Source organism: Bradyrhizobium sp. 160, assembly GCF_023073735.1.
In the GTDB taxonomy this organism is placed as follows: domain Bacteria; phylum Pseudomonadota; class Alphaproteobacteria; order Rhizobiales; family Xanthobacteraceae; genus Bradyrhizobium.
Genome location: NZ_JADPKD010000060.1, coordinates 14165 through 28863 on the forward strand (window position 1 = coordinate 14165; position 14699 = coordinate 28863).

At 62.3% G+C, this 14699-nt stretch carries 10 protein-coding genes and 2 pseudogenes; 4 read left to right on the forward strand and 8 right to left on the reverse strand.

The genetic code is table 11. From position 1 onward, the window contains the following. Nucleotides 1-31 precede the first annotated feature (31 nt). Together IVA98_RS25085 and IVA98_RS25090 are read right to left on the reverse strand one after the other, a co-directional pair. Nucleotides 32-1093 (reverse strand): DUF7146 domain-containing protein, encoded by a 1062-nt coding sequence (locus IVA98_RS25085; protein WP_247355717.1) that lies wholly within the window; start codon nt 1091-1093, stop codon nt 32-34. Next, entirely contained in the window at nt 1093-5424 is a 4332-nt protein-coding gene (locus IVA98_RS25090) for a strawberry notch family protein (RefSeq protein WP_247355718.1), read from the reverse strand. The genes IVA98_RS25085 and IVA98_RS25090 overlap by 1 nt, the downstream gene beginning before the upstream one ends. A gap of 310 nt (nt 5425-5734) precedes the next feature. On the opposite strand from IVA98_RS25090, the gene IVA98_RS25095 reads away from it, so the two are divergent. After that, nucleotides 5735-6088 (forward strand): hypothetical protein, encoded by a 354-nt coding sequence (locus tag IVA98_RS25095; protein ID WP_247355719.1) that lies wholly within the window; start codon nt 5735-5737, stop codon nt 6086-6088. 40 nt (nt 6089-6128) lie between these two features. On the opposite strand, the pseudogene IVA98_RS25100 reads toward IVA98_RS25095, so the two are convergent. From IVA98_RS25100 to IVA98_RS25110, 3 genes and pseudogenes are all read right to left on the reverse strand, one after another. Continuing rightward, a pseudogene (locus IVA98_RS25100) lies at nt 6129-8281 on the reverse strand (ParB/Srx family N-terminal domain-containing protein). A gap of 187 nt (nt 8282-8468) precedes the next feature. Then, nucleotides 8469-9665 carry a DUF932 domain-containing protein gene (locus tag IVA98_RS25105; protein WP_247355720.1) on the reverse strand — a complete coding sequence of 399 codons (1197 nt, stop codon included), beginning with the start codon at nt 9663-9665 and terminating at the stop codon, nt 8469-8471. A 43-nt stretch (nt 9666-9708) separates the two neighbouring features. Further along, nucleotides 9709-10476 (reverse strand): HNH endonuclease family protein, encoded by a 768-nt coding sequence (locus IVA98_RS25110; protein ID WP_247355721.1) that lies wholly within the window; start codon nt 10474-10476, stop codon nt 9709-9711. A 508-nt stretch (nt 10477-10984) separates the two neighbouring features. Here IVA98_RS25110 and IVA98_RS25115 point away from each other — a divergent pair. Further along, a complete protein-coding gene (locus tag IVA98_RS25115; protein ID WP_161532547.1) occupies nt 10985-11203 on the forward strand; it encodes a helix-turn-helix domain-containing protein in 219 nt (72 codons plus the stop codon). A 74-nt stretch (nt 11204-11277) separates the two neighbouring features. Here the strand turns inward: IVA98_RS25115 and IVA98_RS25120 are convergent, their stop codons facing one another. Then, nucleotides 11278-12039 carry a hypothetical protein gene (locus tag IVA98_RS25120; RefSeq protein ID WP_247355722.1) on the reverse strand — a complete coding sequence of 254 codons (762 nt, stop codon included), beginning with the start codon at nt 12037-12039 and terminating at the stop codon, nt 11278-11280. A 271-nt stretch (nt 12040-12310) separates the two neighbouring features. Here IVA98_RS25120 and IVA98_RS37730 point away from each other — a divergent pair, with 271 nt between their 5' ends. Then, nucleotides 12311-12697, forward strand: a complete 387-nt coding sequence (locus tag IVA98_RS37730) for an XkdD/Y8K6 family phage-associated protein (protein WP_524536411.1) — start codon at nt 12311-12313, stop codon at nt 12695-12697. Between the two features lie 135 nt (nt 12698-12832). On the opposite strand, the gene IVA98_RS25125 is transcribed toward IVA98_RS37730, so the two are convergent. Beyond that, nucleotides 12833-13684, reverse strand: coding sequence for a hypothetical protein (locus IVA98_RS25125; RefSeq protein ID WP_247355723.1), 852 nt, complete (start codon nt 13682-13684; stop codon nt 12833-12835). A gap of 380 nt (nt 13685-14064) precedes the next feature. Between IVA98_RS25125 and IVA98_RS25130 the strand changes: the two are divergent. Continuing rightward, nucleotides 14065-14229, forward strand: a pseudogene (locus IVA98_RS25130) (JAB domain-containing protein); the annotation flags it as partial. Between the two features lie 17 nt (nt 14230-14246). Here IVA98_RS25130 and IVA98_RS25135 read toward each other — a convergent pair. After that, a complete protein-coding gene (locus IVA98_RS25135; protein WP_247276373.1) occupies nt 14247-14621 on the reverse strand; it encodes a hypothetical protein in 375 nt (124 codons plus the stop codon). Between the last annotated feature and the right edge of the window lie 78 nt (nt 14622-14699).

Genomic DNA, 14699 nt, shown 5'->3' on the forward strand with positions numbered 1-14699 from the left:
GAAGCGGCCGCGCCGCCCCTCCCCGTTCCGGCTATGGCGCCAGCTCCATGAAGCGGGCGACGTCCTGCGCCGCGATCTGCACCCGGCTCGTGGCGCGAAGCGCGTCGATCCCGAGAAGGTGGAGATCCTCGTTGAAGTCGCCAAGCCGTGGCGAGATCACGATCGCCTCGATCCCGGCCGCCTGCGCCCGGTCGATCAACGTGGCCATCGCGCCGTCGCCCGCGGGATCATCGTCGCGGGCGATGTAGAGCCGGCGAAGCGTGTCCGGGAACAGGATGGAAGAGAGATGCGCTGCCGAGAGCGCCGCCGCCATTGGCATGCTGGGCAGAACGCACCGAAGCGACAACATCGTTTCGATGCCTTCACCGGCCGCCATGACCTCGCCCGCCACACCGAAGCGAACCGCATGTCCGAGCAGGTCGCCCATGGCCCGTCGCGGCGTGTCGACCGGCGCCTTGCCGAGATTGGCTTCGTTGAAGCCGCCCGGATCAAGCCAGGTGCGATGCGCGCCGGTCAGGTGGCCCGAGAGATCTGTGACGGCAGCGATCATCGCCGGCCAGGTCTCGGTCGGAGAGTGCTCGTCCGGCCGATAATAACAGCGGTGATGGAAGCGGAGGCTTCCGGTTCCGTGCAAAGCCGTAATGCCGCGGCTACGGAGATACGCTTCTACGAGCGTACCCTCGATGGGTTGCGACATGGCGAAGAGTCGTCTCGCCGCCTCGGGCGAACCCGCAGGTACGCTCGATCTCGATGAGCGGGCGTGCTTCACCTTGGGGTCCGGTTCGGGACGTGGCATGCTGAGGAAGGAGCGGGCTTCGTTGGCGACGTCCTTGAAGTCGACCAGGCCACAGCTTTCCCGGATCACATCGAGCAAATCACCATGTTCGCCGGTCGCGGCGTCAGTAAATTTGCCGGCAGGTCCCTTCGCAGACTCTTTGAGCCGCACGAACATCGAGCGGCCGGGGGTGTTGCGTACATCGCCGACAAGCCAGTAGCTACCTTGTCGCCGTCCTGCGGAGAGATAATGTCGGCACACGGCCTCGGCGTCACGCGCGAGACGGCGGGCCAGTTCGGAAGCGTCCTGCCCGACCATCAGGCAGCCTCCCGCTCGCCGATGCGCTCGATCGGATAATGGTCGAGCACCTTCGCCAACACGACTGTACCGGTCGCATCTATGGGAACGAACATGCGCAGCTTCCACGAGATGATCTCGCTGAAGAGGCCGTAGGCGCGCAGCCGATCGCGCATCGTGTCGGTGAAGCCCGACAACTCGATGCGGTGGGTGCCTATGACACGGACGCGGCGGAGTTGCAGCCCTTCGGCGAGGTCGAGGACCGTCCTCCCCTCCATCAGCGCCGCGAACGCCGCCTCCGGTGCAAGGGCGGAAATCCCGGTCATCGAGGCGTTCGCCGCCCAGGCTGGCGAAACCCTGCGACCGATGATGCGCTCGCCATCGTCGGTCTGAAGCCGATAAACCCGCGTCGAATCGTTCGGCAGTCGTTTCCAGATCGGCAGCAATAGGCCGGCGACGATGTGGAGCGTGCTCTCGGCGAACTCCGGCACCTCGGCGACCTCGCCGGTCCAGGCGGCGGCGAACGCCTCGCGCGCGGCCACGTGCCAGTGGCTCTCGTCCATCATCTTCACGGAAGCATGATGGTGCTCCATCGGCCGGATCAGGCATACGCGGCGTTCGATCTCGCCGTCATCGAGCATGAAGCTCGGTGCGGGGATCTGCACCGCGGCGCGGCCCGAGCGCTCGTTGACGAGTAGCAGGGCCCGAGCATCGGCCAGATAGTCGAGCACTTGATCCAGCGTTAACGGGCGATTGCGCCGGCGCTCGGTGATGGTGAGGAGACGCGTCTCCGCGCCGGTGGCGGGATGCGTGTAGATCGTGCGCCGGTCGGTGACGAGGAACCTCTCGGCCTGGAGCGTTTCGAGTCCGACATCATAGACCCCGCTGGCGATCGCGCCATCGACCTTGGCGTTCAGCAACTGCTCGAAGGCCGTGAACAACACACCTTGCAGGTCGATGGTGAGCGCGAGCAAGCGATTGAGGAACGTCGTGATCGGCGGCAATTCGTCCTTGATGCCGCTCTCGTCCGTCAGCTTGAGGCCGGTGGCGTCCTCGAACATTTGGAGCGAGCAGCCTTCGACCTTGCCGCGCACAAGCAGCAGATAAAGCTGGCGCAGCGCATCTCGGGCGTAGTGGCTCTCAAGATTGTCCTCGGGCCGGAACAGGCCTTGGCCGCCGGTCTGACGCTGGCCGCGCGTGATGGCGCCGAGCGTGTCGAGGCGGCGGGCGATCGTCGAAAGGAAGCGCTTCTCTGCTTTCACGTCGGTGGCGATCGGCCGGAAGAGCGGCGGCTGCGCCTGGTTCGTGCGGTTTGTCCGCCCGAGCCCCTGGATCGCGGCATCGGCCTTCCAGCCGGGTTCGAGCAGATAGTGGACGCGAAGTCGGCGATTCCGCGCCGACAGCTCGGCGTGATAACTCCGCCCGGTGCCGCCGGCGTCCGAGAAGACCAGCACGCGCTTTGCGTCATCCATGAAGGCGGCGGTCTCTGCGAGATTGGCGGAGGCGGCCCGGTTCTCGACGGCAAGGCGGTCACCCCTGCGGACCACGCGCCGCGAACGCCCCGTGACTTCCGCCACGAGGTCCGTGCCGAAACGCTGCACGATCTGGTCGAGCGCACCGGGAACGGGCGGAAGCGACGCGAGCCGCTCGATCAGCTCATTGCGGCGGGCGACGGCCTCGCGGCTCTCGACCGGCTGGCCATCCCGGAAGACGGGTCGGGACGAGAGATTGCCGTCGCTATCGGTGAAGGGCTCGTAAAGCTGCACCGGGAAGGAATGGGCGAGGTAATCAAGCACGTATTCGCGCGGCGTGATGTCGACGCGGATGTCATTCCATTCTTTGGTCGGAATCTCGGCGAGCCGGCGCTCCATCAGCGCCTCGCCGGTCGAGACGATCTGAATGACTGCGGCATGACCGTCGGCCAGGTCCCGCTCGATGCAGCGGACCAGGGTCGGCGTCTTCATGCTGGTGAGCAGATGGCCGAAGAAGCGCTGTTTTGCGCTCTCGAAGGCCGAGCGGGCGGCCGACTTGGCCTGGCGGTTCAGCGTGCCGGTCTCGCCGGTGATGTTGGCGGCCTGCATCGCCGCCTCGAGGTGATTGTGGATGACGCTGAATGCGCCGGCGTAGGCGTCATAGATCCGCCGCTGCTCGTCGGTGAGCTGGTGTTCGACCAGTTCATATTCGACACCGTCATAGGACAGCGAGCGGGCAGTGTAGAGGCCGAGCGCGCGCAGGTCCCGGGCCAGGACTTCCATCGCCGCGACACCGCCATCCTCGATCGCCTCGACGAACTCGGCCCGGGTGGCAAACGGAAAATCCTCGCCGCCCCAGAGCCCGAGGCGCTGAGCATAGGCGAGATTGTGGACCGTGGTGGCGCCGGTCGCCGAAACATAGACGACGCGGGCATTGGGCAGCGCGTGCTGCAGGCGCAAGCCCGCACGGCCCTGCTGCGAGGGCGCAACATCGCCCCGCTCGCCCTTGCCGCCCCCGGCATTCTGCATGGCATGGCTCTCGTCGAAAATGATGACGCCGTCGAAGTCGGAGCCCAACCATTCAACAATTTGCCGGACGCGGGAAAGCTTCTCGCCGCGGTCGTCGGACCGCAGCGTAGCGTAGGTTAAAAATAGGATACCTTCGGAGAGAACGATCGGACGTCCTTGAGGAAAGCGCGAGAGCGGTGTGACGAGCAGACGTTCCATGCCCAGCGCCGACCAGTCGCGCTGGGCATCCTCGAGCAGCTTGTCGGACTTGGAGATCCAGACCGCCTTGCGCCGGCCCTGCAGCCAGTTGTCGAGGATGATGCCGGCCGATTGGCGTCCCTTGCCGGCGCCCGTCCCATCGCCGAGCATGAAGCCGCGACGAAAACGAACGGCGTTCGGTGAGTCGTCGCGGGCGGCCGTGACGAGGTCGAAGGTCCCGTCAACAGTCCAGGCGCCAGCGAGATAGTTGCCGTGCGCCTCGCCGGCATAGATCAGCGTCTCGAGCTGGGCGTCGGACAGGATGCCGTCGCTGACGAGATTCGCCGGCAGGCGCGGCCGATAGCTCGGCTTCGGGGGTGCCACCGACGCCATCGCGGCCGACTGCACCAGCTTGGTTGGGTGCGCCTGCGCGCTGGGGATCCGGATCGATTGAAGCCGGTATTCCTCGTAGATGGCGTCGCTGAGACGCGCGCTCTCGGGCGGCGTCCAGTCGATCGTCTCATAGACGAGGTCGACGGCTTTGGGATCAGCGACCGATGCCTCAGCCGAACGTGCAGCAGACCGTGCGAGATAGCCGCGCACGGTGCGAGGTGTCGGCGAGACCGACGCGGGAAGTGCGCGGTTCGATCCGACGGTCAGGCGCGCCGGCACGCGCTCGCCGATCCAGTGGAGAAGCGTCGCAATGTCGGGCGCGATCCCCGGCGAGTCCGGGAATGTGTGGCGGTCGCCGACCGGCGCCTTGTCGATGATGGTCAGGCGTGTCTCGATCGTGGTGCCGTGCTTGGCATAGACCGCGCCGTCGATCGCAGCGGTGAACACCACGCGGCCGCGCTCCTGCAAGCGGGCGAACGCCTCACGCCAGGCCGAGGCTTCGGGTGAGAAGTTTGCGCCGGTGATCGCCACCAGCCGCCCACCATCGGCGAGACGCGCCAGGGCGGAGGCGATGTGACGGTACGCTGCGTCGGCCATGCGGCCCGAAACGTTCGCCATCGCCGAGAACGGCGAATTCATCAACACGACACTCGGCACGACAGCGGGATCGAGGTGATCGTCGATTTGGGCCGCATCGAAGCGCGTGACAGTGACGGCCGGAAAGAGGGAAGACAGGAGTCCGGCGCGGGTCTCGGCCAGCTCGTTCAGCACGAGCGCGCCGCCGGCGATCTCGGCCAGGATAGCGAGCAGCCCAGTACCCGCGGACGGCTCCAGCACGCGATCCAACGGCGTGATCGCGGCCGCGGTGAGCGCAGCAAGGCCCAGCGGGATCGGCGTCGAGAATTGCTGAAAGGTCTCGCTCTCGGCCGAGCGGCGCGTGTGGGTTGGGAGAAGTCCGGCGACTTTCTTCAACGCGGAAAGCCGTGAAGCCGGAGAGTCGGCTTTACGGAACAGCGCCTTTCCGTATTTGCGCAGGAACAGGACGGTGGCGACTTCGCAAGCGTCATAGGCCGTCTTCCAATTCCAGGCGCCCGTCGCATCGGATGCGCCGAAGGCCGCTTCCATAGCGGCACGCAAAATTGCGGCGTCGATGCGATGGCCACGCTCGATATGTGGGAGGACCTGCCCCGCCGCAGCGATGATGACGCGGGCGTCGTCGGGAGTGCGAACAGGTGAAATCGGCGCGGCTCGGTCGGCCGAGATCGGGGAGACGTCGTTCATGAGGGAAGCCTTAAGGAGAGCGGAATGGGCGAGCCGGCCGGCGCTCTCTCTCGACCGCATCGGCTCAAACTCGTTCCCGTCCGCCTCTCGCTCTCTGCCCGATGACCTTGAAACGCTGCGGATGGGACATTACTTTTGCCGTGTCAGGGTCGCTGCGCACTGCGCGGCAAGAACCGCTTGTGGCGCGAGCCACAAGAGCTGAATGGCCTCGTCAACAGGCCGCCGCTGACCTGTATCCGTGCTTTTGCGCGGGTCGGGTCTCGGCATGCGGTTCACGAGCCCCCCGGCATCCATCGAACCGCTTCGCACAATGAAGCAGGATTTGATGGCTCAGATTCTAAAGTTTCCCAGCAAGAAGATCGAACCCGTAACCGTTCGCAGCGGGGGTAAGCACCGCATCGGCGTCGAGGTCATCGATGCTGTTCGGCCACGACGCACGCGGTGGAGGGTTCAGTTCGAGATCCAGGAATCGGCAGGGTTTGCCGCTTTGAAGGGCTTTACCGATGGCGCTGTAGCTCACGGCTATCGACATCGCTTCGAAGTCAGCAACACGCGGGCGGTACGGCGGTTCGTGGCGGAAACCTCCGGCCTTGTTGCCGCCGGCAAGATTGCGATCTGGATCGACGGCCTGCGGGTGCAGCCGCGGGTTGCTCGCAGCGCATAAGAATAGGCTGGGGCGACATTCGTCGCCCCAGCCAGTCTTTCTACTCGGCAGCAATCATGTGCGGCTCGTCAGGTTCGTCGGTCGGAGCTTCCTCGTCATCGCCCGCGAGGAATTCTGGCAGCGCCGCGTCATCGCGCTCGGGCTCCGTGGTGTGGACGGTCGCCGCGTGGTCGGCGTCGGCCATTCTCAGGGGCTCGGGCAGCCAGCCGGTCTCCGCCAGGAGGCGTTCGGCCTCCTTGGCCATGTCGCCCTTCTTCAGATGATCGATGAGCTGGGCGGCCCGCTCGCCGGCGCCTTCCCGCACCGCCTCCAGAATGCGGCGCTTCGGCACCCGGCCGAGATAGTTCTCGACGGTCGGACGCCAGCCGGTTTCCACCATATCGAGATCGATAGCCCGGGCTATGCGATCGGCGTCAGTGATGCGCTGCTCGACGGTATGCGGCGTAACCCCGCCGCCGTAGCGGTCGCCCTTCTCGTACAGCGCGTTCACGCCGAACGAGGCGCAGTGCGCAAAAAAGCGCCGCCTGCTCGTCGCCCGTCAGACTGGTGAGCCAATCCCAGAGGCTCGCCTCGTCCTTCGGTATCCGCTCCTCCCAGGTCTTGTGGCGCGCCGTCGATCGCCTTGGCCGCCGGCGTGTCCCTCAGCCCCTGCGCCTGCATCGGGAAGCCGGCCGTGCGCACGGAAACCTCCATCGCCGCCCCATGGGAGAAATAGCGGGAGAAGACGTCGAGGCAGAACTTGTGGAGCACCGCCTGGAAGGCCACCGAAGGCGTGGCCGCCAGTTTGTCGCGCAGCGCCAGCGTCCGCTCCGCCGTGAGCTCGGTCAATAGACGGTCCGGCAGCAGCTTCACCGCATCTTCATGCCCGTCGTCGGGCTCTGCAACCTGCCCGCCGATACTGATGACGGCGCGCTGGATGACCGGCGCCGAGGGCCCCTCGCCGTCTGGATCAACCGAGCCGGCGGGTTCACCATCGCTGCCCTGCCCCGGCTCGACCACAGGCCCCTCGTCCTCGGGCCGCACGTAGCCGCGATCCACCGACAGCCTGCCTTCGGCGTCGATGCCGACGAACACGCCAGCGCGCGCAACATCGGCCGGCTGATAGGTGACGGCTCGATCGTCGAAGGCGGCGAGAGCCGTCTCGATCCCGCCAAGTCGCTGGTCAACCTCGTCGGGCAGTTCGTCCACACTGTCATACTCGGCTTCCAGCCTGGCATATTCGGCGTTGAGCGCCTCGATGGTTGTCTGCTCTTCGGCCGTGAGATCAGCGGACACGCCGTCCAGTTCGCGCAAGCCCCGGGTGTGGCCGTAGGGGAAATCGGTCGCGGCGACCTCGATCCACTTCCAGCCTTCGGCAGCGATCGTTTCCGCCTCTGCCTTCAGCTTCTCAGCGACCAGGCTGTCGAGCAGCGCGACGTCCTCCAGCCAGCCGCCGTCGTCGGACTGGAACAGGTCGCGCAGCACCACACCGCCGGCCGCCTCGTAAGCGTTGAGGCCGACAAACACGGCTCGCCGATCTGAGACGCGCACCGTCTTCTCCGTCAGCATGCGGCGGATCTGATACGGCTCCTTCGACCACGACCCGGAGATCGCCTGCCAGACCTGCTCCTGACGCGAGTGATCGGCGGTGACGGTGAAAGCCATCAACTGCTCGAGCGACATGCCGTCGTCGGCGTAGACGTCGAGCAGCGCGGGTGAAACCGAGGCGAGACGCAGGCGCTGCTTCACCACATTGACCGACGTGAAGAAGGCAGCGGCGATATCTTCCTCAGTCCTGCCCTTCTCGCGCATAGCCTGAAAGGCGCGGAACTGATCAAGGGGGTGCAACGGCGCGCGCTGGATGTTCTCGGCAAGCGAGTCGTCCTCGGCCAAAATGTCGGTCGCCGGATCGCGCACGACGCAAGGAACCGGCGCGGACTTGGCCAAGCGCTTATGCTTCACCAGTAGCTCCAGTGCCCGGTAGCGGCGACCGCCGGCCGGGATCTCGAACATGCCCGTCTCATCGCCCTTGGCGTCGAGCACCGGCCGGACGTTGAGGCTCTGAAGCAGGGTGCGCCGAGCGATATCCTCGGCCAGCTCCTCGATCGAGACGCCCGCCTTCACGCGCCGGACATTCGACTGGCTGAGCACCAGCTTGTTGAAGGGGATGTCGCGCGAAGACGAGAGGGTTATCTTCTGAACGGAAGTCGCCATGAGTGATACTCCGCGACGGGCGGCCCAAAGACTCTCTCTGAGCCTCCAACCCGTCGCGAAGCGCAGCGCCGCCCTCTTCCTCTGAGGGCCGCGCTGCAAACCACGATCGGAAGAAACGGGATACGCACGAAGCGGGAGATACGCCGTTCCGCAGATACGCCGCTCCGCATCCCCGGCTTTCCGGGTATCAGGCTGCTCGGTCGAGCAGCTTCTTCGCGCGCGCCTCCAGATCGAGCCGCGCGTCCTGATGGGTCTTGCCCCGCGCAACCGCTGTGATTCCTTGCACGAAATCGAACACGCTTTCGGGCTTGCGTCCTTCCTCGGCCAACACCGTCTCGATGATCCTCGCTGTCTCTGTCTTCGAGAAGCCACGCTTGCGCAGGAACTCGTTGCGATCGTCGTCGGTGCGGGCGACGATCTTTTCTCGCGCGGCCTTGATGCCGTTGACAAAGGGCATCGCCGAGGAATTGGCAAAGTTGGTCAGCGCCGGCACGGCCTCGTGCGCGAAGCGTGAGGCGGCGTATTTGGAGTGACGAATGGTGATCTCCTCGAAGTCCTCGACACCCCAGAGATTGCGGTTCTGGCAGACGGCGCGGAGATAGAAGCTCGCCATGCCGAGTGTCTTGGCGCCCACCTCGGAATTCCAGCAGTAGAAGCCGCGGAAGTAGAGGTCCGGCGAGCCATCACGCAGCCGGCCCGCCTCGATCGGGTTAAGATCGTCAACCAGGAACAGGAAGACGTCGCGGTCGGATGCGTAGAGTGTCGTCGTATCCTGGCTGATGTCGACATGCGGATTATAGACGCCGGTCGACCAGTCGAGCACGCCCGGCACCTTCCAGCGCGTGTCGCCCGTGCCATTGCCGGCAATGCGCTGAACGGCCGCCACGAGTTCGTGGTCGAATATACGCCCGTATTCGGGACCCGTAACGGCGCGAAGCTCAACGCGACCGTCTTCGATCTCGAGCGTCTTCACCTGCTCAGCGGAATGCGAGGTCAAGCCGTATTGCAGATTGATGCCGGCCAGCGGCGCTGGAAGCTGACGGAGGTAAGCCGCCGGCGCTCCGACCAAACCGGCGAGTTGGCCGAAGCTCCAGTGGGTCGGTGCGATCGGCGCTTCGGAGCCGGGCAGCACCAGGGCTAGGCGCTCGGCATCCTCGCGCCTGGCCTCAACCCGGATAGTAGCGCTCTCGACCGTTCGGGTCCGGCTGCGCTCGGTGCGTCCACGCACGGCGGCATAGAGATTCGACAGGGACACATAGCGCTCGTCCGCTGGCCTCGAGAACCATTCCGACGATACGCGGCCGACCCGCTCGCCGCGGGTCACATCCACCTTGTAGCCGCCGACGTGGTCGCGGCCAGTGCTCAGAACTTCGACTTCGGTCATGGGTCATCTCCATGACGGGCGCCGGAGGCCTCTCCTCCGTTCTTCAACCCGTCACGGCGAAGCCCGTCCGTCCTCTCACTCTAATGGGGCGTTGCGGGATCCTCCCCCGCAGAAGGGGTCGGCCGAGACTACAGGCTCGGCCGCAGGGGAAGGCTTTCCCCTCACGGGATAATTTCGGAGTTAAGGAAGTCGGATCGACGTCTACGCGACGCCGGTTGAGCTCTAGTGGATCAAGTCGCTTTACGGTTTTGCAGACGCCAATGCGTCTCGAGCTTATCGCAAAGCTGCTTTTGGCGAGCGGCACGATGGAAGGAGTCCAATCGTTGTGCTCCAAAACTTGCGTCGTCAACACGAACGGCGACACGCCGTCTTTTGCGAAGTACGCCTTTTTCTTGCGATCGAACTCCCAATTGCTGGCCGAGGCATTTTTCTTCCCCGTCAGAAGGGCCAAATTTCCGAGCGAGTGAACGATGTCGAGGCGCTTCTGCGCGTCGGGAAACCACTCGATCCACTTGCTGTCTGCCTTCGGATTCTGCGGCATCACGTGCTCAACGGTGATTGTATCGTAGTCGTAACTTGCGCCGCCGCCGGACATCAATGCGTCCAGACGAAGCAACACAGCGGACCGGGCGCGAGCGGCTAGTGTATCGTATAGAGGTCCGCTCAAAACCTTGAACGTCGCTGCCGGTTCGGCCTGCGAAAGCTGTAGCGCGGATTTCTCGCTTGCCAAATCATCACCGCTCTCGACTTCCTTGGTGAGCCGTGAGAATTTCTCTATGCGGTCATTGATACTGCTCTTACGGATCAACATGGAGTACGCAAGGCGCTCCAAGTCCCGGAAGAACGTCTCCATTTTCTTAGGCTGACTGCGGTGGCGCACGGCAAAAGGCCAAGGCGGGCGGTATCTGCTCCAAGCGCTAGTCGACCAGTCGACCAGGTTGTCGCGATCGCCCGGTGTCGGTTGCGAACATCGCTGCGGGATTGGCCAACACCGTCACGCATCCCGTTAAGATTGACCGCCACAACGTCACCCAGTAACGAATACTTCAGCTACCGCCGTCAGTCCTGGCCAGCGCGTCATCGGACGACCTTCAGCATCCTCGACTTCGTGAACTTGGGACCGCGAGGCGCAAGTATTTTTACTACGCTCCGTCACTCCATCCTGCGATGTTCAACGACGGCCGGCGCGCCAAGTCGTCCGAGTTTGATGCGAGCTACGCTAGCTTATCGAGAATACCGTTTTCTTCCGTCACTCCGGGTGTCAACATCTCGGCCATTCGACCGTGCTGCGTCGTGCGGCAGAGTGATGGAGAATACGAATGTCAGACGCCAAATTCCTCACGCCCGAGGAAGTGTCTACACGATACCGTGGCGAGGTGACAGTAGGCACGCTGCGGAACTGGCGCGCGATGCGACTTGGGCCTGCATACGTTAAGATCGGCAAAGCCGTCCTATACCCGCTGGACGAGCTTGACGCATGGGATCGGAAAAACCTTGTGATTTGTAGTGCTTCGAAAGGACCTAGCGTAGGAGCTTAACGCGGCAGGCATCCTCGCCAACCACAAGGAGGAAGACCTCCCTTGTGCGAATGTCCGCCAATTCTCGTTGGCCGCTAGACCTGCCAAAAGACGTTTGATTGGCATGCCCCGCAGAAGGCGTAGCCCCACATCCCGGCTTCGTATTCTACTTCTTCGCCTTCGCTCATTTCGTCTTGGTCGACCACGATAGGCGTCAGCTTCCCGATAGCGCCGCACTCGGGACATCGGCTCGGCATGTGACGTCCGGGACGGACATTGAAGTATTCGCCGTTATCGGGATTGCGCTCGGCCCACAGATCCCGCGCCTCTTTAGCTTTCTCGACGAGAGGCTCAAACTCTCCCCAATCAATCCTCCATTCCTTCTTAGATCGACGCTTCCATATTCGCGCGCTTTTCAGAAGGTGATCGTCCAATACCTTGTGACGACAATCATTGATCACTCGGAAATGCCTCCTGAGATACTTGTATCGTTCGGCTGTGATCTTTCTTTCCTCCAGCAATATCGTCCGCACCCAATGATGGATGTCGTGGCAATCGACGCAAACGATCTCGATACGCAGCAGCGTTGCGGTCCCGGCGCTTTCATTTTCTCGATAGTCCCAGACTTCGTGAGCTTGAAGTCGCGGCCCTGTCGACCCGCAAATTTCGCAGCAGGCGCCCCGTAGCTTTACGAGCCTGCGGCGGAGTTTATCCCATCGCGCCTTTCCGATGCCTTCACTCGATCGTAGATTCAGTTTCGCGAGCGGTTTCGGGATCAACTCGACGCGGAGTTTGAGCTGACGACGCACATGCGCCTTTGAGGGCTGCTTGTTTGCCACAATCACCCGAAAAGTCACGCAAGATCACCGCAAGTCTTCGCATTGCCCTGAATACTGCTTGACAGATCAAAGCCAGGTAATCGCGGGAAGTATAGGCGAGTAGCAAAACACGAACTGGCAACAGAAGTGTAGCGTCGCTGGGGTGACGTGGCGGCCTAACTGGTAACACGGAAATCCGAAATCTATCGGTGCGTTCGCGGCGATAGCGAAATTCAATTACGTGCGAGTGCTTAATATTCTGCGCTTGCGACTACAATTCCAATCGTCAACTCACAAACGAAAGGAATGTATGGACGCAAAGCACACGCCGGGGCCGTGGGAGGTGGTGGAAGTCCCGCATACCGGCCTCATTGGCGTTAAGCGCGGCGAATTGATTCTGTGCTTGGATGGCTACCTAGAGGCCGACGCCCACTTGATCGCCGCTGCACCTGAGTTGCTGGCGGTCCTGAAGGAGCTTTTCAGAATCGGGCAGTTCTTCTCTAGCGCTATCGAGCAAATGAATTCGATGCTGATTTTGTGGCGTGGCGAGAGATTGCCGCCGCAGCCATCGCCAAGGCGAAAGGCGGTGCGTCATGAGACTAACCATTCTAGGCCCGCAGAGGCGCAAGCCAAAAATAGGAGACCGACGAACAACCAAAAAGCACGGTCTGCAAATTCGCGTTGTAGAGACTCATAACGGGATGTGGGTTGTGAGCGGAAGTCGATACAGATACGAATGGCGCAGCCCACGCAGCCTCATTGGTACGCAATGGTCATACTTGCTGACGGCCTCATACAACGCGGCCGAGAAAGCCGCATAAATCAACCTGCATCACCCAAGAGGAAGCTGTTGCTGCGAATCCTCGGCTTCCTTTTTCTTTTTTCGGCCAGGCTTCTTGCGCGGTCTTATTTCGACAGTAGCCAATTTGAATTTTATTCTAGCGGCGCTATCTGTTGCGAAGACAACTCCATTCAGCAGCTTCAGTGCATTGAAGAGTTCTTCAACCTCTATCTTTCGACATTCCCCAACTTTGAATTTGGCATTCTTAACCGCTCGAAGGTAGCGCTCATCCACAAAGCCACGGTTATGAGCAATGACGTTTCTGGTAGAGATTAGCTCAACGACGGCATCACGCCTCGACGCAGCAACCTTGATCTGAATGCCACGTTCTTCGCTCCATTTTTGGAGGTCGGCGAAGCCGTCGTAAGATAGCGTGTTTACCCGGCGCTCGATAACGTCATGCACTAGACTTTCGATGCTGCCGTGCTTCAAAACATCCTCTAGCGAAATTGATTGCTGCTTAGTGCTGAGCATGGCTGGCTTGGAGCGTAATACCTGGCGGATCAGATCAACGAGATACTTTTGAAAGTTGTCGACTTGCCTAGCGATGAACATTTCAAGCAGAGCTTGACTGTTCTTCCTTAGAAAGATCGTACGATTGCCAGGCGCTGACTGAGCCAGCTCGGTAGGCTGTTTCGCCTTTGATTTAACCCCGTCGAGCGCTTGCTTTGCGATGTGTGCCACATAGTCACTTGAGACTACTGTATCGCAGATGAAGCTAAAAAATCTGAGGTCAGACATGGACGCACGCGTATAGGCGTGTAGCGCGCTTGTGCCGCGTGTAGGCGGTAGCGGGAGTATGTCGCCGCCTTCCCTGTCACGCCCATTTTTGCTAATGTTCATCGCGTGATCTTCCGTGATCGTTCCGGCCTAAAAACCCTGCCGAGTAGCACCCGGCGAACTGGCAACAGTACGTACAACAAGCGCCTCACGCCCCTCGCAAAACCCCTGAAAACAAGCTGATTTTCGTGTCAAGTGGCACTTTTCGCTTGTCATGCACCAAGATCATCGAGCGTGTCCGCGAGCAAGTACGAAGACCAGGAAGGCACCGACTATGATTCGGATCATGATCGCTATAGCTCCAAATCTGCGTTACATTCTCGAGCATATGCAACCGTGATCATCACGCCGGCTCACGACGTACCGTCCCCAGTCTGCGTCCCCTGCCACTGATGACACGCATAAAAAGCTAGCGTATCCATATACATACTTGAACCAGCACGGTCATGCACAACCATCCCTCAGGCGATCCCTCGCCCTCGCAAGCCGACATCCAGATGACGAAAGCGATCATCGATATCGCAAAGCCGCTCGGGATTTCCGTGCACGACCACATCATCGTCGGCAGGAACGGGCATGCCAGCCTGCGCGGGATGCGGTTGATCTAGCAGGCCGGGACGTCAATTCATGGCTCGACCCAGCGCTGCACCGCTTCGACTGTGTCGGCCGGCGTCGTGTTGAAGCAGATCGCGGCTTCCGGCGCCAGGCGGTGGACGAGGTTGAGCACCTTCTCGAACAGCAGCAGCCGTTCCTTCGGCTCGCGCAGGCCGGCGCCGATCACGATGCAGTCGAAGCGCTCGTCGCGCAGCGCCGCCGTTACGGCAGCCTCCGCAGTCGCATCGAGATCGATCAGACAGCTCGTGACCTCGAAGCCGAGACCGCGCAGCCGCAGGAGCTGGGCCTCGATGTAGCTGCGGACATGTTCGGGCGTGAGCTGCGGGAATGCGCTATAATCCGCATTGCCGGGCTCAATGCCGATCGCGAGGATGCGCTTGGCCATGCGGATCTCCCAACGAAATCGCTCTTTCGTCAACGGCTGCCCTGGCGGCCGGTTCCGCGTTCACGCCCGTTGTTCGGC

Bases quoted from the DNA above. Each gene is read 5' to 3' on its own strand.
- IVA98_RS25085 (WP_247355717.1), bottom strand. From the start codon at position 1,093: ATGGTCGGGCAGGACGCTTCCGAACTGGCCCGCCGTCTCGCGCGTGAC.
- IVA98_RS25090 (WP_247355718.1), bottom strand. From the start codon at position 5,424: ATGAACGACGTCTCCCCGATCTCGGCCGACCGAGCCGCGCCGATTTCA.
- IVA98_RS25095 (WP_247355719.1), top strand. From the start codon at position 5,735: ATGAAGCAGGATTTGATGGCTCAGATTCTAAAGTTTCCCAGCAAGAAG.
- IVA98_RS25105 (WP_247355720.1), bottom strand. From the start codon at position 9,665: ATGACCGAAGTCGAAGTTCTGAGCACTGGCCGCGACCACGTCGGCGGC.
- IVA98_RS25110 (WP_247355721.1), bottom strand. From the start codon at position 10,476: ATGTTGATCCGTAAGAGCAGTATCAATGACCGCATAGAGAAATTCTCA.
- IVA98_RS25115 (WP_161532547.1), top strand. From the start codon at position 10,985: ATGTCAGACGCCAAATTCCTCACGCCCGAGGAAGTGTCTACACGATAC.
- IVA98_RS37730 (WP_524536411.1), top strand. From the start codon at position 12,311: ATGGACGCAAAGCACACGCCGGGGCCGTGGGAGGTGGTGGAAGTCCCG.
- IVA98_RS25125 (WP_247355723.1), bottom strand. From the start codon at position 13,684: ATGAACATTAGCAAAAATGGGCGTGACAGGGAAGGCGGCGACATACTC.
- IVA98_RS25135 (WP_247276373.1), bottom strand. From the start codon at position 14,621: ATGGCCAAGCGCATCCTCGCGATCGGCATTGAGCCCGGCAATGCGGAT.